The organism is Streptomyces piniterrae (assembly GCF_005048155.1).
Taxonomy (GTDB): Bacteria; Actinomycetota; Actinomycetes; order Streptomycetales; family Streptomycetaceae; genus Streptomyces; species Streptomyces piniterrae.
On record NZ_SUMB01000005.1, the window covers coordinates 361,893 to 387,408 of the forward strand.

The 25,516-nt window shown below is 69.6% G+C and carries 22 protein-coding genes; 12 read left to right on the forward strand and 10 right to left on the reverse strand.

The window, feature by feature from the left end; translation table 11 throughout:
• The first annotated feature begins 41 nt into the window (after positions 1 to 41).
• From FCH28_RS17905 to FCH28_RS17930, 6 genes are all read left to right on the forward strand, one after another.
• Complete coding sequence (locus tag FCH28_RS17905) at positions 42 to 1,550, forward strand: aldehyde dehydrogenase family protein (RefSeq protein ID WP_136741040.1); 1,509 nt, start codon at positions 42 to 44, stop codon at positions 1,548 to 1,550.
• 53 nt (positions 1,551 to 1,603) lie between these two features.
• Positions 1,604 to 3,145, forward strand: a complete 1,542-nt coding sequence (locus FCH28_RS17910; protein WP_136741041.1) for a GMC family oxidoreductase — start codon at positions 1,604 to 1,606, stop codon at positions 3,143 to 3,145.
• The gene (locus FCH28_RS17915; RefSeq protein ID WP_246102950.1) at positions 3,145 to 4,392 is read left to right on the forward strand and encodes a quaternary amine ABC transporter ATP-binding protein; all 1,248 of its coding nucleotides are present in this window, start codon (positions 3,145 to 3,147) and stop codon (positions 4,390 to 4,392) included. The genes FCH28_RS17910 and FCH28_RS17915 overlap by 1 nt, the downstream gene beginning before the upstream one ends.
• Entirely contained in the window at positions 4,389 to 6,416 is a 2,028-nt protein-coding gene (locus tag FCH28_RS17920) for an ABC transporter permease (protein WP_136741042.1), read from the forward strand. Before FCH28_RS17915 ends, FCH28_RS17920 begins: the two co-directional genes overlap by 4 nt.
• 58 nt (positions 6,417 to 6,474) lie before the next feature.
• On the forward strand, positions 6,475 to 7,452 hold the full coding sequence (locus FCH28_RS17925) for an ABC transporter substrate-binding protein (protein ID WP_136741043.1): 978 nt from the start codon (positions 6,475 to 6,477) through the stop codon (positions 7,450 to 7,452).
• Between the two features lie 320 nt (positions 7,453 to 7,772).
• Positions 7,773 to 8,933, forward strand: coding sequence for a trypsin-like serine peptidase (locus tag FCH28_RS17930; RefSeq protein WP_136741044.1), 1,161 nt, complete (start codon positions 7,773 to 7,775; stop codon positions 8,931 to 8,933).
• 73 nt (positions 8,934 to 9,006) lie between these two features.
• Here FCH28_RS17930 and pdxR read toward each other — a convergent pair whose 3' ends face one another.
• On the reverse strand, positions 9,007 to 10,461 hold the full coding sequence (gene pdxR, locus FCH28_RS17935; RefSeq protein ID WP_136741045.1) for a MocR-like pyridoxine biosynthesis transcription factor PdxR: 1,455 nt from the start codon (positions 10,459 to 10,461) through the stop codon (positions 9,007 to 9,009).
• 59 nt (positions 10,462 to 10,520) lie between these two features.
• Between pdxR and FCH28_RS17940 the strand changes: the two genes are divergently transcribed.
• Entirely contained in the window at positions 10,521 to 11,015 is a 495-nt protein-coding gene (locus FCH28_RS17940; RefSeq protein WP_425471959.1) for a carboxymuconolactone decarboxylase family protein, read from the forward strand.
• Between the two features lie 131 nt (positions 11,016 to 11,146).
• Here the strand turns inward: FCH28_RS17940 and FCH28_RS17945 are convergent, their stop codons facing one another.
• Genes FCH28_RS17945 through FCH28_RS17955 form a run of 3 tightly spaced genes read right to left on the reverse strand, consistent with a single transcriptional unit; the run spans position 11,147 to position 12,804 of the window.
• Positions 11,147 to 11,881 carry an isocitrate lyase/PEP mutase family protein gene (locus FCH28_RS17945; protein WP_136741046.1) on the reverse strand — a complete coding sequence of 245 codons (735 nt, stop codon included), beginning with the start codon at positions 11,879 to 11,881 and terminating at the stop codon, positions 11,147 to 11,149.
• Positions 11,878 to 12,327 (reverse strand): carboxymuconolactone decarboxylase family protein, encoded by a 450-nt coding sequence (locus tag FCH28_RS17950; RefSeq protein WP_136741047.1) that lies wholly within the window; start codon positions 12,325 to 12,327, stop codon positions 11,878 to 11,880. The genes FCH28_RS17945 and FCH28_RS17950 overlap by 4 nt, the downstream gene beginning before the upstream one ends.
• A 3-nt stretch (positions 12,328 to 12,330) precedes the next feature.
• On the reverse strand, positions 12,331 to 12,804 hold the full coding sequence (locus FCH28_RS17955) for a carboxymuconolactone decarboxylase family protein (RefSeq protein WP_136741048.1): 474 nt from the start codon (positions 12,802 to 12,804) through the stop codon (positions 12,331 to 12,333).
• Between the two features lie 47 nt (positions 12,805 to 12,851).
• Here FCH28_RS17955 and FCH28_RS17960 point away from each other — a divergent pair, with 47 nt between their 5' ends.
• Positions 12,852 to 14,366 carry an aminotransferase-like domain-containing protein gene (locus FCH28_RS17960; RefSeq protein WP_136741049.1) on the forward strand — a complete coding sequence of 505 codons (1,515 nt, stop codon included), beginning with the start codon at positions 12,852 to 12,854 and terminating at the stop codon, positions 14,364 to 14,366.
• Between the two features lie 13 nt (positions 14,367 to 14,379).
• Here the strand turns inward: FCH28_RS17960 and FCH28_RS17965 are convergent, their stop codons facing one another.
• Positions 14,380 to 14,661: a GntR family transcriptional regulator gene (locus FCH28_RS17965; RefSeq protein WP_136741050.1), complete on the reverse strand. Its 282-nt coding sequence runs from the start codon at positions 14,659 to 14,661 to the stop codon at positions 14,380 to 14,382.
• A 62-nt stretch (positions 14,662 to 14,723) separates the two neighbouring features.
• Complete coding sequence (locus FCH28_RS17970) at positions 14,724 to 14,942, reverse strand: winged helix-turn-helix domain-containing protein (protein ID WP_136741051.1); 219 nt, start codon at positions 14,940 to 14,942, stop codon at positions 14,724 to 14,726.
• A gap of 399 nt (positions 14,943 to 15,341) precedes the next feature.
• On the opposite strand from FCH28_RS17970, the gene FCH28_RS17975 reads away from it, so the two are divergent.
• Both FCH28_RS17975 and FCH28_RS17980 read left to right on the forward strand, forming a co-directional pair.
• Positions 15,342 to 15,638: a hypothetical protein gene (locus tag FCH28_RS17975; RefSeq protein ID WP_246102952.1), complete on the forward strand. Its 297-nt coding sequence runs from the start codon at positions 15,342 to 15,344 to the stop codon at positions 15,636 to 15,638.
• 185 nt (positions 15,639 to 15,823) lie between these two features.
• The gene (locus FCH28_RS17980; RefSeq protein WP_136741052.1) at positions 15,824 to 16,681 is read left to right on the forward strand and encodes a GNAT family N-acetyltransferase; all 858 of its coding nucleotides are present in this window, start codon (positions 15,824 to 15,826) and stop codon (positions 16,679 to 16,681) included.
• Positions 16,682 to 16,711: 30 nt separating this feature from the next.
• Here FCH28_RS17980 and FCH28_RS17985 read toward each other — a convergent pair whose 3' ends face one another.
• From FCH28_RS17985 to FCH28_RS18000, 4 genes are all read right to left on the reverse strand, one after another.
• Complete coding sequence (locus FCH28_RS17985; protein WP_222852439.1) at positions 16,712 to 17,266, reverse strand: GNAT family N-acetyltransferase; 555 nt, start codon at positions 17,264 to 17,266, stop codon at positions 16,712 to 16,714.
• Positions 17,267 to 17,406: 140 nt separating this feature from the next.
• Entirely contained in the window at positions 17,407 to 17,838 is a 432-nt protein-coding gene (locus tag FCH28_RS17990; protein ID WP_136741053.1) for a hypothetical protein, read from the reverse strand.
• On the reverse strand, positions 17,835 to 22,607 hold the full coding sequence (locus FCH28_RS17995; RefSeq protein ID WP_169314189.1) for a DUF6531 domain-containing protein: 4,773 nt from the start codon (positions 22,605 to 22,607) through the stop codon (positions 17,835 to 17,837). The genes FCH28_RS17990 and FCH28_RS17995 overlap by 4 nt, the downstream gene beginning before the upstream one ends.
• A 173-nt stretch (positions 22,608 to 22,780) precedes the next feature.
• Positions 22,781 to 23,671 (reverse strand): DMT family transporter, encoded by an 891-nt coding sequence (locus FCH28_RS18000; protein WP_136741159.1) that lies wholly within the window; start codon positions 23,669 to 23,671, stop codon positions 22,781 to 22,783.
• Positions 23,672 to 23,883: 212 nt separating this feature from the next.
• Here FCH28_RS18000 and FCH28_RS18005 point away from each other — a divergent pair, with 212 nt between their 5' ends.
• Both FCH28_RS18005 and FCH28_RS18010 read left to right on the forward strand, forming a co-directional pair.
• Positions 23,884 to 24,279 carry a hypothetical protein gene (locus FCH28_RS18005; RefSeq protein ID WP_136741054.1) on the forward strand — a complete coding sequence of 132 codons (396 nt, stop codon included), beginning with the start codon at positions 23,884 to 23,886 and terminating at the stop codon, positions 24,277 to 24,279.
• A 17-nt stretch (positions 24,280 to 24,296) separates the two neighbouring features.
• Positions 24,297 to 25,487 (forward strand): glutathionylspermidine synthase family protein, encoded by a 1,191-nt coding sequence (locus FCH28_RS18010; RefSeq protein WP_136741055.1) that lies wholly within the window; start codon positions 24,297 to 24,299, stop codon positions 25,485 to 25,487.
• Positions 25,488 to 25,516 lie beyond the last annotated feature (29 nt).

Sequence of the window (25,516 nt, forward strand, 5' to 3'; positions counted from 1 at the left end):
AACCAGTGAGAACAAATCAGGTAAGCGGAAGGCAGAACGACGTGGCGGCAATCGACACCATTCACGTAGACGGGGTGTGGCAGGCGGCCGCATCCGGCGCCACACGGGAGGTCCTCGACCCGGCCGACGCGACGACGCTCCAGGTGGTGTCCGAGGGCGGTGCCGAGGACGCCGACGCGGCGGTCGAGGCCGCGCGTCGCGCCTTCGACGGCGGCGCCGGTGCCTGGCCCCGTACGGCCGTGGCCGACCGCGCGGCCCTGCTGCGCCGCGTCGCCGACCTGCTCCAGCGGGACCGCGAGGAGATCGGTCTGATCGAGAGCCGCGACACCGGCAAGACGCTGGAGGAGGGCCGGATCGACGTCGACTGCGTCACCGACGCCTTCCGCTACTTCGCGGACCTGGTGATGAACGAGAGCGGCGGACGGGTCGTCGACGCCGGCTCGCCCGACATCCACAGCGTGGTCGTGCGTGAGCCGGTCGGCGTCTGTGCCATGATCACGCCCTGGAACTACCCGCTGCTCCAGGCGAGTTGGAAGATCGCGCCGGCCCTCGCGGCCGGCAATACTTTTGTGATCAAGCCCAGCGAGGTCACCCCGCTGTCGACGGTCCACCTGATCAAGCTTCTGGTGGAGGCCGGTCTGCCGGCCGGCGTCGCCAACATCGTCACCGGCGCGGGCCTCCCCGTCGGCCAGCGGCTGGCCGAGCACCCGGACGTGGATCTGTTCTCCTTCACCGGCGGTCTCGCCAGCGGTACGAAGGCGGGCGCGGCGGCGGTCTCCGGTGCGAAGAAGATCGCGCTGGAGCTGGGCGGCAAGAACCCCAATGTGGTGTTCGCCGACGCATGCGCCACCGAAGAAGGCTTCGACACCGCTGTCGACCAGGCGCTGAACGCCGCGTTCATCCACAGCGGGCAGGTCTGCTCGGCCGGTGCCCGGCTGATCATCGAGGAGTCGGTGCGGGACCGCTTCGTCTCCGAGCTGGCCCGCCGCGCCGAGAAGATCAAGCTCGGCCGGGGCACCGAGGACGGCGTGGAGTGCGGTCCGGTCGTATCGCAGCAGCAGCTGGAGAAGGTGGAGGCCTATGTCGCCTCCGCGCTCGCCGAGGGGGCGCAGCTGCGGAGCGGTGGCTCCCGCCCCAAGCCGTCGGACGTACGCCCGGCCACCGGCTACTTCTTCTCGCCGACCGTGCTGGACGGCTGCCACCGCGAGATGAAGGTGGTCCGCGAGGAGACCTTCGGCCCGATCCTGACCGTCGAGACGTTCACGACCGAGGACGAGGCCGTCACGCTGGCCAATGACACCGAGTACGGGCTGGCCGGTGCGGTGTGGTCCGCCGACACGGCCCGCGCCCGCCGGGTCGCCGCCCGGCTGCGGCACGGCACGGTCTGGATCAACGACTTCCACCCCTACCTGCCGCAGGCGGAGTGGGGCGGTTTCGGCAAGTCCGGTATCGGCCGGGAACTGGGCCCCACGGGTCTGGACGAGTACCGCGAGAGCAAGCACATTTACGAGAACCTGCGGCCGGCGCCGGTGCGGTGGTTCGCGGGCTGACGCCCGGACACGCAACCTCGCATCACGCACCACGCAGTAAAGGAGTACCCCTCATGCCCGTGTACGACTATGTCGTTGTCGGCGGCGGAACCGCCGGTTCCGTCATTGCCTCCCGCCTCACCGAGGACCCGGACGTCACCGTCGCCGTCATCGAAGGCGGCCCGTCGGACATCGACCGCGAAGACGTGCTGACCCTGCGCAAGTGGCTGGGTCTGCTCGGCGGTGAGCTGGACTACGAGTACACGACCACCGAGCAGCCGCGCGGCAACTCGCACATCCTGCACAGCCGCGCCAAGGTCCTCGGCGGCTGCTCCTCGCACAACACGCTGATCTCCTTCAAGCCGCTGCCGTCCGACTGGGACGAGTGGGAGGAGGCCGGGGCCACCGGCTGGAACGCCGCGGCCATGGATCCGTACTTCGGCAAGCTGCGCAACAACATCGTGCGGGTGGCGAAGAAGGACCAGAACCAGATCGCCACGGACTGGATCGAGGCGACGAAGACCGCCCTCGGCGTCCCGGAGGTCGTCGGCTTCAACGACCAGCCCTTCGAGGAGGGCGTCGGCTTCTTCGACCTCTCCTACCACCCGGAGACCAACAAGCGGTCGTCCGCCTCCGTCGCCTACCTCCACCCGCACATGGAGGCCGGGGACCGCCCGAACCTCACGCTGATGCTGGAGACCTGGGCGTACAAGCTGGAGCTGGACGGCGAGCGCGCCAAGGGTGTGCACGTCCGCACGAAGGACGGCGAGGACGTCTACGTCGAGGCCGGCCGCGAGGTGCTGGTCTGCGCCGGCGCCGTCGACACGCCGCGGCTGCTGATGCACTCGGGCATCGGGCCGAAGGCGGACCTGGAAGCGCTGGGCATCGACTGCGTGCTCGACCTGCCGGGCGTCGGCGAGAACCTGATCGACCACCCCGAGTCGGTGATCGTCTGGGAGACCGACGGGCCGATCCCGGACAACTCCGCGATGGACTCCGACGCGGGCCTGTTCGTCAAGCGGGACCCGGAGCACAAGGGCCCCGACCTGATGTTCCACTTCTACCAGATCCCGTTCACCGACAACCCGGAGCGGCTGGGTTACGAGCGGCCCGAGCACGGGGTGTCGATGACCCCGAACATCCCCAAGTCCCGTTCCCGCGGCCGGCTCTACCTCACCTCCGCGGACCCCGAGGTCAAGCCTGCGCTGGACTTCCGGTACTTCGAGGACGAGGGCGACTACGACGGGCAGACCCTGGTCGACGGCATCAAGCTGGCCCGGAAGGTCGCGCAGGCGGAGCCGTTCGCCAAGTGGCTCAAGCGCGAGGTCTTCCCCGGCCCGGACGTCACCGACGACGCGGAGATCGGCGAGCTGGTGCGCAAGGCCGCACACACCGTCTACCACCCCGCCGGCACCTGCAAGATGGGCGCCGAGAACGATGAACTCGCCGTTGTGGACCCGCAGTTGAGGATCCGCGGCCTGGCCGGTATCCGGATCGCGGACGCCTCCGTGTTCCCGACGATGCCGGCCGTCAACCCCATGCTCGGTGTGCTGATGGTGGGGGAGAAGTGCGCCGAAATGCTCAAGGAAGCACCTACCCAGGGAGGTGATGCGTAATGGCTAACACCTCCGCCGGCGCATCCGCAGAAGGCAAGTCCGAGACCGTCGACACCAAGAAGTCCGAGACCGTCGACACCACGAAGGCCGGGGCCGTCGACACGACGAAGGCCGGGACCGTCGACACCAAGAAGGCCGAGGTCGAGGAGACCGCGTCCGCGACCGTGACCACCGGGGCGGACGACCGCGACGCCGTGTTCTCCGTCCGCCACCTGTGGAAGGTCTTCGGGCCCAAGGCCAAGCGCGTCCCCGCCGACAAGGAGCTGGCCGGCCTGTCCGCGGCCGAGCTGACCGAGCGCACCGGCTGTACCGCGGCCGTCCGCGACGTCTCCTTCGACGTCCAGCGCGGCGAGGTCTTCGTCGTCATGGGCCTGTCCGGCTCCGGCAAGTCCACGCTCGTGCGGACCCTGACCCGGCTCATCGAGCCGACCAGCGGCTCCATATCCTTCGACGGCGAGGACGTGCTCGCCCTGGACAAGGGCAAGCTGCGCGAACTCCGCAGGCATCGCGCCGCCATGGTCTTCCAGAACTTCGGCCTCCTGCCGCACCGTTCGGTCCTCGACAACGTCGCGTACGGCCTGGAGATCCAGGGCGTCGGCAAGGCCGAGCGCCGGGCCAAGGCGCAGGAGATCGTCGAGAAGGTCGGCCTCGCCGGCATGGAGCACCGCCGCCCGACCCAGCTCTCCGGTGGTCAGCAGCAGCGCGTGGGCCTCGCCCGCGCCCTCGCCGTCGACCCCGAAGTGCTGCTCTTCGACGAGCCGTTCAGCGCCCTCGACCCGCTGATCCGCCGGGACATGCAGGAGGAGGTCATCCGCCTGCACCGCGAAGAGGGCCGCACCATGGTCTTCATCACCCACGACCTCTCCGAGGCGCTGCGCCTGGGCGACCGCATCATGCTGATGCGCGGCGGCGAGATCGTGCAGCTGGGCACCCCCGAGGAGATCGTCGCCAACCCGGCCGACGAGTACGTACGCGACTTCGTCCGGGACGTCCCGCGCGAGCAGGTCATCTCGGTGCGCCGCGCGATGCGCCCGGCCGACGCCGAGGAGACGGGCTCGGGCGCCGCGCTCGCCCCGGACACCCTGGTCGTCGACGCCATCGAGGCCGTCGCCCGCAGTGGCGAGCACTGCCGCGTCGTCGAGGGCGGCCGCACCCTCGGCGTCGTCGACCACGCCCAGCTGCTGTCCGTGGTGGCGGGCCTCGACGACGAAGCGGACGCCGCCGACAAGAAGGCGGCCACGGTATGAGTGCCGCCCCGACCGAGACGCCGGTCCTCGACAAGCGGGACCGCATCACGCACAGCGGGTCCGAGAGCCCGCCAGCGGCCCCGGGCTTCTGGGCCCGCCTGGCCGGCAACCCCAAGGCCGTGCTCCTGGTCGCCGCCCTGCTCGTGGCGGTCATCGCCGCGCTCGCCGGCGGCAGCGGCATCTGGCCGAAGGACCTCACCTTCGACCTGCGTACGCCGCTCACCGACCTGAACGAGTGGCTGGTCGACAACCGCGACACGCACCCGCTCTTCCTCTACTTCCTGCTGCACATCAGCAACACCGCGCAGTCCGCGGTCGACTCGGTGGTCCTGGGCCTGGAGAACCTCGGGTTCATCGGCGTGACCGTCGCCGCCGTGCTCGTCGCCTGGGCGGCGGGCGGTGCCGGGCTGCAGCGCCGCGCCCTGCGCACCGCGGGCACCGCGCTCGGCGCCTTCGGCCTGATCGGCCTGCTCGGCATGTGGGAACCCGCGATGGAGACCGTCGGCCTGATGGTCGTCTGCGTCGTCGTCGCCGCCCTGGTGGGCGTGGTGCTCGGCATGATCTCCGGCCTCTCCGACCGCGGTGAGCGGATCCTGCGCCCGGTCTTCGACACGATGCAGGTCCTGCCGGCCTTCTCGTATCTGCTGCCGTTCGTGCTGATCTTCGACGTGGGCACCCCCTCCGCCTTCGTCACCACCGTGATCTACGCGGCTCCGCCGATGGCCCGGCTCACCTCGCTCGGCCTGCGCGGCGCGGACGCGGCGGCCCTGGAGGCATCCCAGTCCCTCGGCGCGACCTACCGGCAGCAGCTCTTCACGGCCCGGCTCCCGCTGGCCCGCAAGCAGATGCTGCTCGGCCTCAACCAGACGATCATGATGTGTCTGTCGATGGTCGTGCTCGCCTCGATGATCGGCGCCGGCGGCCTCGGCGAGGAGATCTACCGCTCCCTGTCGATCCTCGACACCGGCCAGTCCCTGACGGCCGGCATCGCGATCGTCCTGATCGCCATCTGGCTGGACCGCACCACCGCCGTGGTGGGCGAGCGCCTCGACGACCCGGCGGCCGCCACCCGCCGGAACAGGTCGTGGCTGCCCTGGGCCGTCGTCGCGGCCGCGACCGCCGGCGCCACCGCGGTCGGCACCGCCCTCGGCAAGCTGGAGTGGCCCGACAACTGGGTCGTCTCCATTTCCGAGCCGGTGAACTCCGTGGTCGACTGGATCGAGAGCGAGCTCGGCTCCGGCATCCCGGTCCTGGGCGGCACCCTCACCTGGGCCTCCGGCTTCGCCGAGTACGTCATCAACCCGCTGCGCGACGCGTTGCAGGCCACCCCGTGGTGGGCGCTCCTGCTCGTCGCCGGTGTGCTCGCCTACGCGGTGGGCCGCTGGAAGGCCGCGGTCACCGCGGTGCTCGCGCTCGGCGTGATCGGCGGCATGGGCCTGTGGACCCGCTCCATGGACACCCTGTCGCAGGTCATCGCGGCCCTCGCCGTGACCCTGCTGCTCGGCTTCGCGATCGGCGTGCTCGCCGGCCGGGTCGACCGGGTGGAGCGGGCCATCCGGCCGCTGCTCGACACCCTCCAGACCATTCCGCAGTTCGTCTACCTGATCCCGATGGTCGCCCTGTTCAGCGGCGGTCGTACGGCGGGTGTCGCGTCGGCCGTGCTCTACGCGCTGCCTGCGGTGGTCCGCATCACCAACCAGGGCATCCGCCAGATCGACCCGGCGGCCCTGGAGGCATCCCGCTCGCTCGGCGCCTCCACCGGCCAGCAGCTCCGCCAGGTGCAGCTGCCGCTCGCCCGCCCGTCGCTGCTGCTCGCGGTCAACCAGGGCGTCGTCCTGGTCCTGTCCATGGTGGTCATCGCGGGCATGATCGGCGGCGGCGCGCTCGGCGTCGACGTCGTCAAGGGCCTGGCCAAGGGCGACCTGGCGCTCGGCATGACGGCCGGTATCGCCATCGTCTGCCTGGGCGTCCTCCTGGACCGGATCTCCCAGCCGGGTGCCGACGTGAAGAAGCGCGGCCTCTGACCCCACCCCCCCCGAATCCCCCGGTCAACCCACCTGCCAAGCAAGGGACTTGAACGATATGAAGCGCACCAAGCTCATCAACAACCGGATAGGTGCCGTCGTCGCCGCGGGGGCCGGCGTCCTCGGCCTCCTGGCCCTCACCGGCTGCGGCGCCGCCGAGACCGGCGCCTCCGCGGGCGGCTCCGACAAGGTCACCATCACCGTCCCGTCCTGGGTCGGCGCGCAGGCCAACGCCGAGGTCGCCAAGGCCCTCCTGGAGAAGGAGGTGGGCGTCAAGAAGGTCGAGCTCAAGGTCATGGACGAGCCCATCGGCTGGGACGCCCTGAACAACGGCAAGGCCGACGTCATCCTGGAGGACTGGGACGGCCTGCCCGAGAAGCAGAAGCTGTACATCGACCAGAAGAAGAGCATCGTCAAGGGCGGCGACCTGGGCGTCACCGGCCACATCGGCTGGTTCATCCCGAAGTACTACGCCGACGCCCACCCCGAGGCGAAGACCTTCGAGGGCCTGAACAAGCTGGCCAAGGACTTCAAGACCTCCGAGTCCGGCGACAAGGGCGAGTTCCTCGGCGCGGCCCCGTCGTACACCACGTACGACGAGTACCTCATCAAGAACCACAAGCTGAACTTCAAGATCAAGGAGACCGGCAACGAGGCCGCCCAGATCAAGGAGATCCAGCAGAAGTACGAGAAGAAGCAGCCCTTCGTCACGTACTGGTGGGAGCCGCAGTGGCTGAACAACGACATTGACCTCGTGGAGGTGAAACTCCCCAAGTTCAAGGAAGGCTGCAACGAGCCCAAGGAGAAGACGGAGTGCGGCTACGCCAACACTCCGCTCCAGAAGTACCTCAACGCCGACTTCGCCAAGGACGGCGGCGACGCCGCCGAGTTCCTGAAGAACTTCAAGTGGTCGACCGAGCAGCAGAACGAGGTCGCCAAGTACATCGCCAAGGACAAGATGTCCGGCGAGGAAGCCGCGAAGAAGTGGATCGAGGACAACAAGTCGACGTGGCAGGCATGGCTGCCGAAGAAGTAACGGCCGGCCGTTGACGTAGTCATCGGTGTTGGTCACCGGCATTTCATGAGCCGCGCCCCGGGGCGCGGGCCGTATTCCGTGGGGATCGCATATCCCCTCGGGCACACGGCCCGCGCCCCGGGCTCGTTCTCGCGGTCCGCGACGGAACCGTCCCCCCGCCGCCCGTCGTGTCTTCGAGTGCCGCCCGCGGCCCTGGTCGCCCACCGCGTGTCGTGTGACGGCATAGTAGGGCGGGCCCCCGATGGGGGTCATGACAACATCGGCGCTTCGCCCGCGTCGCGCCGACACGCACCAGACCCGTACCGGGGGGACTCCGCTCCATGCCATTCATACGCCGTTCCACCGCCGCGGCCGCCGCGCTGGCCGCCCTGCTCGCGGTGACCGCCACCGCCTGCGGCCCCAGTGACGACAACGCCTCGGCGGCGCCGGGCAGTTCGGCCGCCGCCGACGGCGAGGGTGGCCTCAAGCTTCCGAAGGGCGTGCCGACCAGCATCGACGACCTGAAGAAGTGGAAGGACGGCGGCTGGCAGAACTGGGACAACTGGGCCCGCAAGGCCGCCGACTTCGCCAACCCGGTGATCAAGGACCACTGGAAGACGGACCGGATGGCGAAGGCCAAGGCCGCCCCGGACGTCGCGGTGAACGCCACGGGGGTCGGCAGCGAGTACGACGCCACGGACCCGGAGCCGCGCGCCATCCAGGCCGAGGAGGTCGCCCGGCCCTACCACCGGCACATGGCGCCGGTCGGGAAGATCTTCTTCGACAGCCCGGACGGCCCCCGGGTCTGTTCCGGCACGATCGTCGAGGACCCGGCGCACCCGGGCAAGTCCAGCCTGGTGTGGACGGCAGGCCACTGCGTGCACTCCGGCAAGCAGGGCGGCTGGATGCGGAACATCGTCTTCGTGCCGTCGTACAACGACAACGGCGTGCCGATGAACCAGGTCGGCCAGACCCCGGCCCAACAGGTCACGCCGTACGGCCGGTTCTGGGCCGACTGGATCACCACCTCCGGTGAGTGGATCGACATGGGCAGCGAGCAGACCGGCAACGGCGGCTCCGCGTACGACTTCGCGGTGCTGCACGTGAAGCCGGAGAACGGCGGCGGCAAGTCGCTCCAGGAGACCGTCGGGGCGGCAGCCCAGGTCTGGTTCAACTCCCCCTCCGCCGACGGCATCAGCTCCCTGGACGCCTTCGGCTACCCCGCGGCGCCGCCCTACGACGGCGCCCGGATGATGAACTGCGCCGCCCGCCCGGGCCGCCTCACCATGGAGCAGGGCACGCCCGCCATGCACCGCATCGGCTGCACGATGACCGGCGGCACCTCCGGCGGCGGCTGGTTCGTCAACCGCGGCGGCAAGCTGACCCTGGTGTCCAACACGTCGATCAGCTCCAACGCCCACACCTGGCTGGCGGGCCCGCACCTGGGGCCGGAGGCGGAGCGGGTGTTCAGCGGGATAAGCCAGAAGTTCGCGGGCCAGTAGCGGGGACGCGAGCCGGAGTTGTAGGCAGGGGCGGTCCTCTTCGGGCCGCCCCTTTGGCGTTCCTAGGGCGTTCCTACGCCCCCGGCGGCAGCGCCCGGCACAAGGCCGCCAAGGCGCCGGGGTAGGCGTGCTCGGACGGTGTGGCATAGCCGATGACCAGGCCGTGGCGGGGCGGCATGGTGGCGGCCGGGTGGCGGTAGCCGGAGAGGGCGTCCAGGGCCAGGCCCTGCCAGCGGGCGGCACGCAGGGCGGCCTGTTCGTCGGACGAGGTGGCGTCGTCCGGGAGCTGGAGGACGGCGTGCAGACCGGCGGCGATGCCGGTGACGGTGAGATGCGGGGCCTGGGCCGTCACCGCGTCGACGAGCTGGTCGCGGCGTCGCCGGTAGCGCTGGCGCATCCGGCGGATATGGCGGTCGTAGGCGCCCGAGACGATGAAGTCCGCGAGGGTCAGCTGGTCGGTGACGCCCGCCCACGCCTCCCGTTCCCCCTTCGCCTCCAGCACCGCGTCCACCAGCCGGTCGGGCAGCACCATCCAGCCGAGGCGCAGCGCGGGCGACAGGCTCTTGCTGACCGAACCGAGGTGGATGACGTGTTCCGGGTCCAGTCCCTGAAGCGCGCCGACCGGCTTGCGGTCGTAACGGAACTCGCCGTCGTAGTCGTCCTCCAGCAGATAACTCCCGTTGGCCCTGGCCCAGTTGATCGCTTCGGCGCGGCGGCCGGGGTGGAGCGGGACGCCGGTGGGGAATTGGTGGGCGGGGGTGAGGAGACTCGCGCGAATGTCGGCCAGGGCAACCAACTCGCTTGTATCTGCGCCCAGTTGGTCGACGTTTATGGGCTGGGTCCGTACGCCTGCCGTCGTCAGGAGGGCGTGGTGGAAGGGGAGGCCGTAGGACTCGACGGCGAGCGGGCCCGGCAGGACGGCGGGGAACAGGAGCCGTAGCGCGTGCGAGAAACCCGAGCAGATGACGATGCGTTCGGGGTCGGTGCGTACGCCGCGGGTGCGGGCCAGGTAGTCGGTGAGGGCCCGGCGCAGCTCGGGGCGGCCGCGCGGATCGCCGGGGCCGAAGGCGTCGTTGGGGGCGGCGGACAGCGCGCGCCGGGCGGCGGCGAGCCAGGCGGTACGCGGGAAGGCGGCGGCATCCGGCTGGCCTTGGAGCAGGTTGTACGTCGGGCGGCTCGCCGGGGCGCGGCGGGCGGGCGCGCGGGCGGGAGCGAGCGGCTCGGCGCGGTGTGCGACGCGGGTGCCGGACCCTTGGCGTGCGCTGAGCCAGCCCTCGGCGACCAGCTCCGCGTAGGCGTCGGCGACGGTGTTGCGGGCGATGCCGAGGTCGGCGGCGAGCGAGCGATAGGGCGGCAGACGGGTGCCGGGGGCCAGCCGGCCGGTCCGTACGGCGTCCCGCAGCGCCCGGATGAGGACGGCACGGCGGCTGCCGGGCCCGGTCAGATCCAGATGCAGATCGGTGCCCGGACTCTCCGCGAGGTCGGCCCGCTCGGCCCGATCGACCTGATTGACCCATGATTCCGGCATGGAAATGCACCCTATAGACGGTCGCCTGCCCTCGTAGATTCGGGGTCATGACGAACCACATGACGAACCACATGACGAATGAAGAGCACCTCACCGAATCGGTCCGCAGCCCCCGGGTGAACTTCGCCAAGGCCGCGCCCAAGGCTTTCAAGGCCCTCATCGGATTTGACGCCGCCGCCCGCGAGGGACTGGACCCCGCACTGGTCGAGCTGGTCCAGATCCGTTCCTCGCAGCTCAACAAGTGCGCGTACTGCCTGCACATGCACACCACCGACGCGCGCAAGGCGGGGGAGAGCGAGGAGCGGCTGCACATGGTCGCCGTGTGGGAGGAGGCGGCGCACTTCTTCAGCGCGAAGGAACAGGCCGCGCTGGCGCTCACCGAGGCCGTGACGTTGGTATCGCACGGCGGCGTCCCGGACGCGGTCTACGAGCGGGCCGCACGGCACTTCGACGAGCCGGAGCTGGCCCGGCTGTTGGCCCTGATCTTCACCATCAACACCTGGAACCGGATCGCGATCAGCACAGGGAAGGTGCCGGGGACGGACGAGCGGTGAGGGGGAGCCGGGGGCGCCCCCTGTGCGCCCCCTCGCTCATCTCCGGGCCCCCGTCACCCCTCCGGGCCCCCGTCACCCCTCCGGGCCCCCGTCCACCCCTCCGGGCCCCCGTCCACCCCTCCGAGCCCTCGTCACCCCTCCCCGCGCAACCCGTCCCGTATGCGCTCCGCCAGCCCGGCGACCGCCGTCATGGCCTGCCGCTGGAGCCCCGGGCCGAAGGTGATCCGGGACGCGCCCAGGGCGCCCAGTTCGCGTGGCGAGGGGCCGTCCGGCTGCACCACGGCGTTGACGGGGAGGCCGATCCCGGCGGCCAGTTCGGCGAGCAGCGGGGGCGGCGCCAGGATCGGATAGACGCAGTCGGCGCCCGCCTCCGCGTACAGCCGGCCGCGCCGTACCGCCTCCGCCGTGCCCTCGACGCCCCACAGGAACGTATCGATCCGGGCGTTGATCACCAGCGCGTCGCCCGCCTCGGCCCGTACCCGCGCCAGCCAGTCCGCCTGCTCCTCGGCATCCCGGAGGGCGCCGGACGCGTGGTCGGAGTCCTCCAGGTTGCAGCCCACCGCCCCCGCGTCCGCCAGCCGGCCCACCAACTCCTTCGCGGACAGCCCGTATCCGGCCTCCACATCCGCCGAGACGGGGACGTCCACAGCCCGTACGATCCGCGCGACGGCCGCGAACATCTCGTCGGGCGGCGTCTTCCCGTCCTCGTAACCGAGGGAGGCAGCCACTCCCGCGCTGGGCGTGGCGAGCGCGGGAAACCCCGCGTCCGCGAAGACCTTGGCGCTGGCCGCGTCCCAGGGGCCCGGCAGCACCAGCGGCAGGTCCGGGCCGTGGTGCAGGGCGCGCAGCGTCTCGGCGGGGGTCACAGCTCCTGCCCCGGAGGCTGGCGGACGGCGACATTGACCCGGTTCCAGTTGTTGATCGCGACGATCACCGCGATGAGGTGGGCCAGTTCGCTTTCGTCGAAGTGGGCGGCGGCCCGCTCGTAGACCTCGTCGGGCACGAAACCATCCGTCAGGACGGTCACCGCTTCGGTGAGGGCGAGGGCCGCCCGCTCCCGCTCGGAGTAGAGCGCGCCCGCCTCCTCCCAGGCCGGCAGCAGATCGATCCGCTGCTGCGCCACGCCCGCCTCGCGCAGATTCCCGACATGCATATCGATGCAGAACGCGCACCGGTTGAGCTGCGAGGCGCGCAGCACGACCAGCTCGCCCAGGACCGGATCACCCAGGCCCTTCTTGGCGGCCAGCGTCAGCCGGAGCTGGGCCTCGTAGAACGCGCGCTGCCTGCCCCAGAACTTCATACGGTGGGTCATCGGTCAGTCCTGCCCCGGGGCCATGCGGGTGCTCACGCCGAAGCGGTTCCACGCGTTGATGGTGGTGATCAGGGCGATCAGCTGGGCGAGTTCGGCCTCTTCGAAGTGCGCGGCGGCCCGTTCGTAGACCTCGTCGGGCACGAAACCATCCGTCAGGACGGTGATCGCCTCGGTGAGAGCGAGGGCGGCCCGCTCCTTCTCCGTGTAGAAGCCGTCGGCCTCCTCCCAGGCGTTGAGCAGGTAGATCCGCTCCTCCGTCTCGCCCGCCTTCCGCGCGTCCTTGACGTGCATATCGAGGCAGAAAGCACAGCGGTTGACCTGCGACGCACGGATCTTGACCAGTTCGACCAGCGTCGGGTCGAGCCCCCGCTTCGCCGCCACCTCCAGTGCGATCATGGCCTTGAAAGCCTCGGGCGCGAGCTTCGCCCAGTGCATTCGCGGGCCGTGTTCTCTGCGGGCTGTCTCTGTCGTCGTCATGGCTACGACGCTACGGGGGGAATGGCGCAGCGGTATGGTCCACTTCCATGGACGATTCGTGGGCCACTTTCGGGCGTGATCTACATCTGGACCTCACCGGCCCCGGAGGCCTGCGGGCCGCCCTGATGAGTGCGCTGCGCGAGGCCGTACGGACCGGACGGCTGGCTCCCGGCACCCGTCTGCCGTCCTCCCGCTCGCTCGCCGCCGACCTCGGCATCGCCCGCAACACCGTCGCCGACGCCTACGCGGAGCTGGTCGCCGAGGGCTGGCTCAGCGCGCGCCAGGGCTCCGGCACCCGCGTCGCCGAGCGGACGCTGCCGCGCGCCACCCCGCCGGCCCGACGCGCCCCCGGACGCACCCGCCGCCCCGAGCCGCCGCGCTTCGACCTCACCCCCGGCACCCCCGACGTCTCCTCCTTCCCGCGCACCGCCTGGCTGGCCGCGGCCCGCCGCGCTCTGACCGCCGCGCCCAACGAGGCGTTCGGCTACGGAACCGCAGCGGGCCGCCCCGAACTACGCACCGTCCTCGCCGACTACCTCGCGCGGGCCCGCGGCGTACGCGCCGACCCGGACCGCATCGTCGTCTGCGCCGGCTTCATGCAGGGGCTGGGGCTGCTGAGCCGGGCGCTGCGCGGGGAGGACGGCGGCCCCAAGGGCTGGCAGGGCACGGGCCGCCGGCGTGCCGCGCACGGTTCCCGGGCCCCGCGCCGGCCCGGCGAGGAGTGGCGCCAGGGCGACGGCCAACTCGCCGTGGAGTCCTACGGCCTCGACTTCCACCGCAATGTCATCATCCGCGCCGGCCTGCGCACCGTCCCGCTCCCGGTCGACGAACACGGCGCCCGGACCGCCGAGTTGGCCGCACTGGACGACGTACGCGCGGCGCTGCTCACCCCCGCCCACCAGTTCCCGACCGGCGTCCCGCTGCACCCCGACCGCCGCGCCGCCGCCGTCAACTGGGCGCGCGCCACCGGGGGTTACATCCTGGAGGACGACTACGACGGCGAGCTCCGCTACGACCGCCAGCCGGTCGGTGCCCTCCAGGGCCTGGACCCCGACCACGTCGTCTACATGGGCACCGCGAGCAAGAGCCTCGCCCCCGCCCTGCGCCTGGCGTGGATGGTCGTCCCGGACCGCCTCATCGACCGCGTCCTGGCCGTCAAGGGCACCGGCGAATGGCAGTCCGGCTCGCTCGACCAGCTCACCCTCGCCGAGTTCCTGTCCTCGGGCGCGTACGACCGCCATCTGCGCGGCATGCGCCTGCGCTACCGGCGCCGCCGCGACCAGCTGGTGGCGGCCGTGGCCGAACACGCCCCGCACGTCCGCGTCTCCGGCATCGCGGCCGGCCTGCACGCCATCCTCGAACTCCCGCCCGGCACCGAACAGTCCGTCATCCAGGCCGCCCGCTGGCAGGGCCTGGCCGTCCACGGCCTGACCACCTTCACGGACCCGGCCGGCACCGCGATCCCCCGCGACGCCCTGGTCGTGGCGTACGGAAGGCCACCGGACCACTCCTTCGCGAACGTCCTGGACGCGCTGCTGCGGGCGTTGCCGCCGGGGGAGTAGGGGCGGGGCGGCCCTACGCGTCGTCTCCGGCTTCGTCCGGTTCGGCGCTCGTCGGCACCGTGACGAAGGTCCCGCGCTGAGGCACGGTGAAGACCGGCCCCTCCTCCACGAGCACGGCGATGGCGCGTCGGACGGTGGTGCGGGCAAGCCCGTATTGCTGCACGAGCTGCGTCTCGGACGCCATCGCCCGTCCGGGCTTCCAGTCGCCGCGCCGGATGCGTGCCCGAAGGATCTCGGCAAGCTGCCGGTATGGGGTCAGCGGTGCGCCGTGGTCAATCTCTGCGTCCGGATCGATGGCCGTGCGCCGAAGCTAGGTGCCCGCCTTCGACGCGGCAAATCACCAGAGTTGACTCCGCCTCAGAGGACGAACGTCCCCTTCGCGGGCAGGGTCGCGACGAGCCCCCGTCTCCGCAGCTCGGCAACGGCCCGGCGAACGGTTCCGATGCTCACTTCGTACAGCTCCGTCATGGCCCGTTCCCCGGGCAGGGCGGCGCCACTCGGCAGCTTGCCGGAGGCGATCTCGGCGGCAATCTTGTCCGCGAGCTTCACGTATTCGTAGCGGGGCAGCTCTCCCATGGTCCCGATCGTCGCGCGGCGGAGTGCTGCCCGCATCGTGCGGACGCGTCCCGACGCGGTGGGACGCAGTAGAGTTCAGGGGGGCGCAGGGGGACGCAGTTCGAGGTAGCTTGGTCCAAGAAGGAACCCCGCGGCAGCGCGAACCGCCCGGGGCTGTGGCCGATCGCTGTAAGGAGCGACCGACATGCGAATGCTATTCGAGTTACTGGCAAGGCTGCTCTTCCCCGCGCACGGCAAGCATCGCGCCGTGACTCCGCTGGCAACACCTCTGCCGTCTTGGCATCACGCTGGCCCCGTCCGCAGGCTCGTTCGGACGACGCAGCCGGTGATCGAGATCATCGACGGGGACGCGACGGCGTCGGTCCGTCCCTACGTCCTCGCTGCCGAAGGGACCGGCTGGTGACCGGCCTCCGTCGGCTCCCCTGGGACGGCCCGGAGGGGAAGCCCACCTATCTCTCGACGGACGGCGGCCATTGCCTTCTCTCCCGTCTGGCAGACCAGGTGGAACGGGAACAGCTCGACACGGCGCAGACCGTCGTCCGACTCGCCCGCGACATGCTGGACGGCACGAACGTCGCGGCCCCGGACGAGGTCCGCTTCGCCGCCATCAGGCTCATCGAGTGCCTGACAGACACACTGCGGGTCGCCGAAGCCCGCGGCGCGAGCCTCCCGCCGCAGCCGGAAGACCCCGGCTGACGCCGTCGGTCCCTTTCCCTGTCTGTGTCCCTGTCCGTGCCCCTGTCCCCGGCCGGATTGCCGCTGCGGCGCACCACGCGTTGGATGGAAGGAGAACCGTCCTGTCGACAGAGTGCCCCGGCGGATGCGCGGCCCGTATTCGGCCCGTATTCGGTCCGCGTCCGGTCCGGGAGGGAGGGGCGATCATGAATCTCGTACTGCGCCCAGGACGAGCCGACGATGCCGCGGACTGCGGCAGGATCTGCTTCGAGGCCTTCGCCGGAATCGCCCGCGAGCACGCATTTCCCCCCTCCGTCCCCAGTCCGGAAGCGGCCACGGGAGTGGTCGAGATGATGCTGAACCACCCAGGCATCTACAGCGTCGTCGCCGAGCGCGACGGCGAGATCATGGGCAGCAACTTTCTCGACGAACGTTCGCCCGTCGTCGGCGTCGGGCCGGTCACCGTGGCCCCCGGCGCCCAGAACGGCGGCGTCGGGCGTCGGCTGATGCAGGACGTCATGCAGCGAGCGGCCGAACGGCACGCACCCGGCATCCGGCTGCTGCAGAGCGGCTACCACTCCCGGTCGTTCGCGCTCTACGCCGGCCTGGGGTTCGAGTTCCGCGAAACCATGGCCTGCATGCAGGGACCGCCGATCGGCGGGATGGTGCCCGGGTACGAGGTGCGGCCGGCGACCGATGCGGACCTGGAGGCCTGCAACCAGGTCTGCCGGAGGGTGCACGGGATCGACCGCGGCGGGGAGGTCGCCGACGCGCTGAAGAGCGGCACGGCACGCGTGACCGTGCACGACGAACGGATCACCGGCTACGCAACGGACCTGTCCTTCTTCGCGCACGCGGTCGGCGAGAGCACCGAGGACATCAGGGCCCTGATCGCCTCGGCTCCCGCCTTCGGCGGCCCCGGCATCCTCATCCCCGCACGCGACAGCGCCCTGCTCCAATGGGCCCTGCGCAACGGCCTCAAGGTGTCGGAGCTGATGAGCCTGATGACCATCGGCCTCTACAACGAGCCCGCCGGGGCATACCTCCCGTCCGTCTTCTACTGACGCCGGGGGCGCCCTTCCCCTGACTCCCCGTCACAGATCCCGCACGAACGACACCCGGTCCAGCCCCGGCCCGTCGTAATCCCCGTGCACCGGCACGCCACCCTCCACCCGGTCGCCCGGCTCCAACCGGAAGCCCATACGGGTGTGGTACGCGATGGAGTTGAGGTTCGTAGGGCTGGTGATGCACCGAACCTGGGTCCTCCCGTGGCCGCGAGCGGTGTCGAAGAAACGGTGATACAGCGCGCTGCCGAGCCCACCACGCTGCCCTTCGGGACACACCCCGACGAAGTGGATATACGCCGTCTTCGGCTCCGTCTGGGACAGAAAACCTATGAGAAAGGCACGGAGGGCGCCGTCGTCACCCTCAACGAGATAGCTGGTCTCCGCAAAGTGCTGAAGAAACAACCGCGGTACGAGCAACTGCCGTTGCAGCACACCCGCGTCGCCACCGAGGCCGCCCCACCAGTCAGCCAGGGCCACCTGGAGCCGCGGGTGGTCCGATGCAGCTGGATGACGCAGCGTCATAGCAACGGGCAGTGCGTCGAGTTCTGGGGTGCCTTCACTGCCTTCAGTGCCTGCGGTCATGGCCGATCCTTCGAACGATGCAACGTGATCGTCGCGCGGCGGAGTGCTGTCCGCACCGTGGGGATGCGTCCCGATGCCATGAAAAGAACTGTGCGGCAGCGGGAACTCCTCAGGGCTTTCTATCCGAATACCGCGAGGGCCTACGCAGCTCCGGATCGCAGCGGATCACCGATATTTACGGTGATCGATACACCGGAAGTGGAGCGGAAAATGGCGGTGTTTCCCGAAACTTGGATATCGGTAAAAGGGTTGGAATCCTCAAAGGAGAGGGCCCAGGCCAGGGTGTGATCGCCGTGGAGCCGTCCGCAGAAGCCGTACGACCCATGGGACATTCCCTCACCTCCCCAGAGGAATCCTCCGCCCGCCAGGGGAACCGATCGGTTCCTGCCGATGTCAGTCACCCAATCTGGGTCCTCCGCCAGCACCTCTTCCAGATCGAAGGCTCCCCCGAACCTCATTCCGCTCGCCGAATCGGTATCGAGGCAGACTTCGTATGAGCGCCCGTCAGGAAAATAGAGGCCGTCAACGTCTGGCAACTGGTAGTCCGCCCAGAGGCGCTCGATCGCACTCATTTCTTCTTGCACCCGCGCTTTTTTTGGTTAGGCACGTGATCCGGCCGTCCCGAAAGTCCCTTAGGGGGAACGGGGTTGCCTTGGGCATCTCTGTTACGCCCGGAGTTCATACGCTTTCGGAATGCCTCTTTCCAGGTGACGTCCTTGGGTGACGGCGGGTACTGATCATTGGGATTAACCCGGTGGATAGTAACAGGTTCACCTATTTCCCGTGCGGCATCGAGCCTCCGGTTGTCGTAGCTGACGAGCTGACCATCGACTTCCATGACGGTGAGCGCCGCACCTGGACGCCTCCAGTCCCATTCGCCGGCACGCATGCGGTCGGCGTAGTCGTTGGGCGAAACCGTACGCTGAGAGAAATTAATATCTGCCGGATCGGCCCACTCGTGCTCACCCTCCGGAGAAAGCCCGAACGGGTCACTCCAAGTATGAGGGTTGATGACGTACGCCGCCGGGTTGGGGGCAGGCCCGAGCCCGAGAGGATCTGGAGTGAGGTAGCGGGCGGTTTCGGGGTCGTAGGTCCGGAAGTAGTTGTGGTGGAGTTGAGTTTCGGGGTCGAAGTATTGCCCGGGGAAGCGGAGCGGAGTGTGGGCGGTCGCGTCAGCATTCCATGCCGTGGAACCCCACAACGTGGTTCGGGCACGGGCGACTATGCGGCCCTGTTCATCGAGAAGCTCGGTGGGCGTACCGACAAGGTCGGTGACAATCGCGAAAAAGCGTTCGGCGACCTCTGCATCGGAGAGGTGTTTGCGTTCCCTCTGGATCAGTGGGACGAACCCCTGGTGATCCCAGGTGAGGGTCATGCCGCCTGTGGTGGTCTGCTCACAGAGGACGGCGCCGTCCCAGGTGAAGTCCACCTGCTCCACGACGGTTTGCTGGTCGTCAGCGAGACGCTGTTTCGACGAGCGGCGGCCGAGGGGATCGTAGGTGTACCTCCAGCTGGTGCCGTCGGGGGTGGTGCAGCCGATCAGGCGGTCGCGCGCATCCCAGGTGTAGCGCCAGGTATCAGGTTTGCGGGAAAGGCGGGTCTTCTGGCGCAAGGTGGTGCGGCCGGCTGCGTCGTATTCGTAGCGAATGTCCCCCGCGCGGTTCAGTCGGGTGCCGGTGTAGGTGCGCTCGCCCCGGGCCTCGGAAGCCTGGTGGCGGTCGGGCCAAGTGGCGTGGGTCTGGTTTCCGGCCGCGTCGTAGGCGTAGGTCTCGGTCCAGTTGCGGGCAGAGACGGTGGTGACCCGACCGACGGTGTCGAGTTCGAAGCGGCGGGGTCCGTTGAGATGGTCGTCGATGCCGATGAGGTTGCCGTCAGCGCGGTAGGTGTACACGCGGTGCTGGATGGTTTCAGCAGCCGAGGTGACCTGCCGGCCGGTGATGCGGCCGCAGGCGTCGTAGGTGTGGGCGAACGTGATGTCGCCGAGGGTCCGGGAGAGTTCCTGGCCGAGCGCGTCGTGCGTGAAAGTCAGAGTTCGGCCGGAGACATCAAGTCCCGTACATTGCCCAGCTGCGTCGTAGGTCCATTGACTCACCACGCCGGTGGGAGTGGTGCGGGATATTCGACGGCCCAAGGCGTCGTGTCTGAAGGTGGTGGTGCGACCGTTCACCGTCTCGGCGACAACCCGCCCGAACTCGTCGTGGCTGTAGATGAGTTCGCTGTCCGGGGCAATGACCTGAGTCGTGCGCCCAGCAGCGTCGTACCGGTAGGTGGTCACCTCACCGTCGACGTCCGTGGTGACAGTGCGTCCCAGAGCGTCGTAGGTGAAGCGGATCGTGTGGCCGAGTGCCGTGGTCCGTGAGGTCAGCCGGCCGGCCGCATCGTGGGTATACGCCTGAGTACGGCCGTCAAAGTCCGTCTCCGAGATCAGGTAGCCCGCTGCGTCGTACTCATATCGCCAGGTAAGGCCCTGGGGATTGGTGACCTTCATCAGCTGCAGCTCGGTGTCGTGCACGAACTGATAGCGCACCCCGTCCGGGTCGGTGCGCGCCTTCAACTGGTCGAAATGCCCGTACTCGAATGTCGTGATCCGGCCCATGGGATCGGTGTGTGAGGTGCAGTTACCCTCGCCGTCGTGGGTCCAGGCTTCCTGGGTGCCGTCCGGGTTGATACGGGCCGCGAGGTGACCTTCGGGGGTCCACTGGTAGCGGGTGGTGTGGCCGAGCGGGTCGGTGACGCGGGTGGTGCGGCCGAAACGGTCGCGGCCAAAGCGCGAGACTGCACCGAGAGGATCGGTGACGGTCAGGGGGAGTCCTGCCTGGTCGCACTCGATGCGCGTGGTGTTTCCCAGCGGGTCGGTGACCGAGCTGACGTGCCCATGTGCATCGTGGGTGAAGCGGGTGGTGTGGCCCGCGGGGTCGGTAACAGCAGTCCGGTTGCCCTTGGCGTCGTACTCCTGGCGGACGGTCTGGCCGTCCGCACTGGTGACCTCCGCGGGAAGGCCGAGGTCGGTGTAGGTGGCGGAGGTGGTGGAGCCGTCCGGACGGATGACGCAGAGGAGGTGACCGTCCTCGTCATGCGTCAGGTGTGTGGTACCGCCCAGCGGATCGATGATCTGCACGGGGTTGTCGTGCGTGTCATACGTGGTCCGTGAGGTGTTGCCGAGCGGGTCGGTGATCGCGACCACCTGGAGCCGCGCGTTGAAGAGGTACCGGGTCGCGGCGCCCTGTCCGTCCGTGAGCGTGGAGATGCGGTGGCCGGTCTCCGCGTCTGGTTCGCCGTAGGTGAAGCGGTTTTCCAGGTGCCACTCGGCGCCGCCCTGGGTGATGCAGCGGTGACGGTCGTCGTAGGTGTACTCGTAGCGTGAGTCGTTGGAGTCGACCCAGGCGGTCATCCGGTGCTCGATGTCGTACTCGAACCGGGTCACCGCGCCGGTGGAGCTGGTGACGGTGGTGAGGTTGCCGGCCTCGTCATGCCCGTAGGAGCGGATCAGCTGGTCTGAGCCGTCGTTGGCGGCACCGGCCAGGTGCAGGGCGGTGAGGTGGCCGTTTTCGTCGCAGGTGAGCTTGAGTTCGTAGCCGGCGCTGTGGCGGATCGCGTACGGGATGCCGGTTTCGTCGGCGTAGTCGAAGGTGATCTGGTGCCCGTTGCGGTCCGTGATCTCATCGGGCAGGGCGATGCCGGGGGCGTGCAAGGCGTCAGTGAAGTAGCTGGTCTGGCCGGTGTCCGGGTCGTGGACGGCCCAGTCGCCCTGGTCAGTGCGGGTTAGGGGCCAGCGTGGGCCGTGCTTCGGCAGTACTTGATCGCCGGTTTCCGGGAGCGGGTAGCGCAGAAGCATCCCGGTCTCGGTGACGAAGACGACCTCTTCGGCGTCGATCTCCAGGTGCTGGTCGATGGTGGAGGACCAGGACGGACCGATGTGGCGCCCGATACGGGTCGATGACTCGTATTTACGGGTGAAGACCAGCGGCAGGGCGCCGGGCAGGGAGATATCGGTCTGGGTCAGGTACACCTTGCCCGTGGCCAGGTCGACTGGGTCAGTGCCGTTCGTGCACTTGCCCTCGTCCTTGCGGGTCTTGTCGTTGGCATGGTCGGCGTCCGCCTGCTTGGAGGCCTCGCTCTTCGAAGGTCCCTTGGAATGAGGCCCCTTCGAGTGCGGTGACTTGCCGCCGCCGCTGCCCCCCGGGCCTGAGCCGCCGCCGTTGGGGGACTTGGGATCGCCCTTGCCGTCCTTCCCAATGCCCTTGAAGTGGTCGGCCAGGCCCTTGTCGTTTTCGTGGTGGTTCTTGGCCATCTGTTTGATGCCGCGGGTCATGTTGTCGTCGAGGTGTTTGGCGGTCTTTTTGACCGCGTCCTCGATGCCGTCGATGACCTTGTCGAGCATGGTGTTGGCGGCGTCGGCGATGAAGTCCTTGCCGCGGGTGCGGCCGTGGTGGCTCTTGGCTCGGCCGATTTTGCCGCCGGCCTTGTTGCGGAAGGTGCCGCCTGCGCTTTCCAGGCTGGTGACGGCCTTGTCGTGTTCGTCCTTGTCGAAGCTGAAGCCGCTGCCGCCTCCGCCGCCGGAGCTGCTGCCGCCTCCGCCGCCGCTGCTGCCGGATCCGCCGAGCCCGCCGCCTCCGCCGCCGCCTCGGCGGCCGCCGGCGCTGAGGAGTTCCATGGGGTTGTCGGCGGCGGATTTGGCGGCGTCCTTGGCGTCGTTGACGCCTTGGTTGAAGCCTTCCTTGCCGGCTTTGGCGGTCTGGCCGAGGTCGACGCCGTCCTTGACGCCGAGGGCGTTGGCGCCGAGCTGGACGACGAGGTCGCCGACCATGGAGGCGAGGGCTTCCTCGACGGGGGTCAGGGCGATGCTGATGACCTGTTCGGCGACCTGCTGGCAGACCTCCTTGAAGAGGCGTTTGACGATCATGCGGGTGGCCTGGGTGGCGGCCAGCGCGCCGACTTCGGACAGTCCGAGGGTGAAGGGGGCCGCGGCCTGGGCGGCGATGACTTCGGCGGCGAGGATGCCGAGTTGGACGAGGGCGGCGATCTTGGCGCCTTCGATGAGGACGGCGACGCCGTCCATCGCGGTGCCTGCCATACGGCCGCAGTCGGCGAGGCCCTTGAGGTGCTGGCCGTTGATCTTTCCCCAGTGGGCGTTGAGTGCTTCGATGGCCAGGGAGCCGCCTGCCGAGCCGACCAGGCTCTGGATCGCGGTGTGGGCTTCGTTGGCGCCCTCGTCGATGTCGTCGGCGAACTCCCGCATGGCGTTGGCCATTTCGCGGTAGTCGTCCTCGTCGACATTCGGCCAGGACACACCGATCAGGTCGAGCAGTTCATCCGCCCAGCCCGGCAGCACAACACCCATGCGGAACAATCCCCCCGGAAAGTCTTTGTTAGATGATCAGACTATTCCAGTTGGGTGGACGGTTCCCCAAGTTCCCTATGAGTCAGATGTGATGACGCTGTGTCTGGAGAGGCCGGTACGGAAGGCCAGCTCATAGGCTCAATATCCGAGCAGGGGTCCACCACCGCGCCCCCTCACGGCTCCTCCACCGCGTCCGCCCGCCGTCCCTCCGGCGCGTGTCGCTCACCGCTTGCCACCTCCGCCGGCGCCTCCCCAAACCGCGCCAACACCAGCGCCCCGGCCACCGCGAGGGCGAAGCCGAGTACTGCCAGCGGGGTCAGTCCGGCACGCGTGCGGTCGCCGAGCCAGACGACGCCGACCAGCGCCGGGCCCACGGTTTCGCCGATCACCATGCCCGCCGTGGCGGCGGTGACCGAGCCGCGTTGGAAGGCCGAGGTCAGCAGGAGGAAGGCCGCGCCGCCGCCGATGAGCAGGGCGTAGACAGCGGGGTTGGTGAGGAGGGTGGGGATCGCGGGGAAGGAGAAGTCGTCGATGAGGCGGACGGCGACCTCCACCACTCCGAAGCCGAAGCCCGCGCCGAGGCCGAGGACCGCGGCGCGGGCACGGGCGGGGAGCCGGCCGGCCAGTGCTCCGGAGGCGAGGATGGCGAGTGCGCAGGCCAGTACCCCGATACGCAGGTCGAATGAGCCCCTGCGGTGGCCCTCCTCGCCGGAGGCCAGCCCCAGCATCGCGAGACCGCCGCAGACCGCCGCCACCGCGAGCCATTCGGTGCGGCTGAGCCGGACGCGCAGCACCCGCGCCGCGACCACCGCTGTCACGGCGAGGCTGGCCGCGAGCGCCGCGCCGACCGCGTAGATGGGGAGAGAGCGAAGGGCTACGAGTTCCAGGAGGAAGCCGAGGAAGTCCAGGGCCAGGCCGAGCAGGTAGCGCCACTGTTTGAGGACCCGCAGGAGGAGGCGGGGATCTACGCCGGAACCTTTGCCGGGGGCGGTGGCGCGTGCCGCGACGGCCTGGAGGACGGAGGCGGTGCCGAAGCACACCGCCGAGCCGAGCGCACAGATCATGCCAAGGATCACGAAACGACTGTAGGGGGCCGGAGGCGGCGGAGAGGGCATGGCGGGCGGAGTCGGAATCGTCCGCCGGGTGCATGGGGGCGGCGTGCGGTCGCCGTCTAGGCTGACTCGCTCAACGGTTTTCAGACAGTCGGCAGACCATCAATAGTCAGCAGACCGTCAACAGGCGTCAGACAGTCAACGAGGGGCACGGGGGAAGTCGAATGGCCGAGAAAGCACGCCGGCGGCTGCGGTCGAGCACGGTGATCCTGGGCGGCATGGGCGCGCTGGCCGCCGCTCTGACGTCCTGCGGTTCCGAGCCGGACAAGCGCTGTGTGGACCGCAACAGTTACGACACCCTCAAGGGGTACCGCGTCGTCGACAGCAAGAACTGCTCGGCGGGCGGCAGCAGTTCCGGCGGTACGTCCAGCGGAGGCGGCAGCACCGGCGGCGGGTACGGCAAGCAGCGGAAGTCCGTCGACGGGCAGTGGTACTACGGCCCCGACAGCACCAGCGGCAAGTACGCCGACAGCGGCACGTTCAGCAAGAGCACGGCCGTCAACCGCGGCGGCTTCGGCTGCTCGGGGTCGGGCGGCTCGCACGGCCGCATCGGCGGCTGAGCGGCGCGGTCGCAGGCATGCAACGGCACACCATCGAGCCCCGCCCCGGCTGGCAGCAGACCGTCGAGGAACAGGGATTGATCTACCCGCTGACCAGATACCCCGACGACTCGCTGCGGCCGTACTGGGACGAGAGCGCGTACTACGAGTTCTCGCTGCCCGAGGTCGAGGCGCTGGAGGATGTCGTCGAGGAGCTGCACGGCATGTGCCTGGCCGCGGCCGCGCACATCGTGGAGCGGGAACGCTTCGCGGACCTCGGCATCGAGGACCCGCGGCTGGCGCGGCTGGTCGCCGAGTCCTGGCGCCGTCGTGGCGAACTCCCGTCGGTCTACGGGCGGTTCGACCTGCACTACGACGGCACCGGGCCGGCCAAGATGCTGGAGTACAACGCGGACACGCCGACGTCGCTGGTCGAGGCCGCCAGCCCGCAGTGGTTCTGGATGGAGGAGCGGTTTCCCGGCGCCGATCAGTGGAATTCGTTGCATGAGCGGCTGGTGGCCGCTTGGAAGCGGCAGGCGTCGCTGCTGCCGCCGGGCGCGCCGCTGCACTTCGCGCACTCGGCCGGCGATGAGCTGGGCGAGGACCTGATGACCGTCGCCTACCTGGAGGAGACGGCACAGCAGGCCGGCCTGGAGACCGTCGCGATCTCCATGGAGGACATCGGCTGGGACCGGCTCTCGGGCCGCTTCGTCGACCAGCGGCTGCGGTTCATCCGCAGCTGCTTCAAGCTCTACCCGTGGGAGTGGCTGGCCACCGACGAGTTCGGGCCGCACGTCCTGGACACGCTCGACAACGGCGGCGGCACCGGCTCCACCCTCTGGATCGAGCCGGCCTGGAAGATGCTGCTCTCCAACAAAGCGCTGTTGGCGGTGCTGTGGGAGCTGTTCCCCGGCCATCCGAATCTGCTGCCGGCCTATCTGGACGGGCCGCGCGAGCTGGCACGTACGAAGGGATACGTCGCCAAGCCGCTGCTCGGCCGGGAGGGCGCCGGGGTCACCCTGCACGAGCCGGGCGCCGAACCGGCGCTGCGCGGCCCCGAAGACCCGTGCTGCTACCAGGAGTTGGCCCCACTGCCGGACTTCGACGGCAACCGGGTGGTGCTCGGCGCGTGGGTCGTCGAGGACGAGTCGGCGGGGCTGGGCATCCGCGAGTCGGCGGGGCCGGTCACGGACGAGTACGCGCGCTTCCTGCCGCATGTGATCCTCTGAGGCGCGTCGCGCACCTGCCCCTGGGGTGC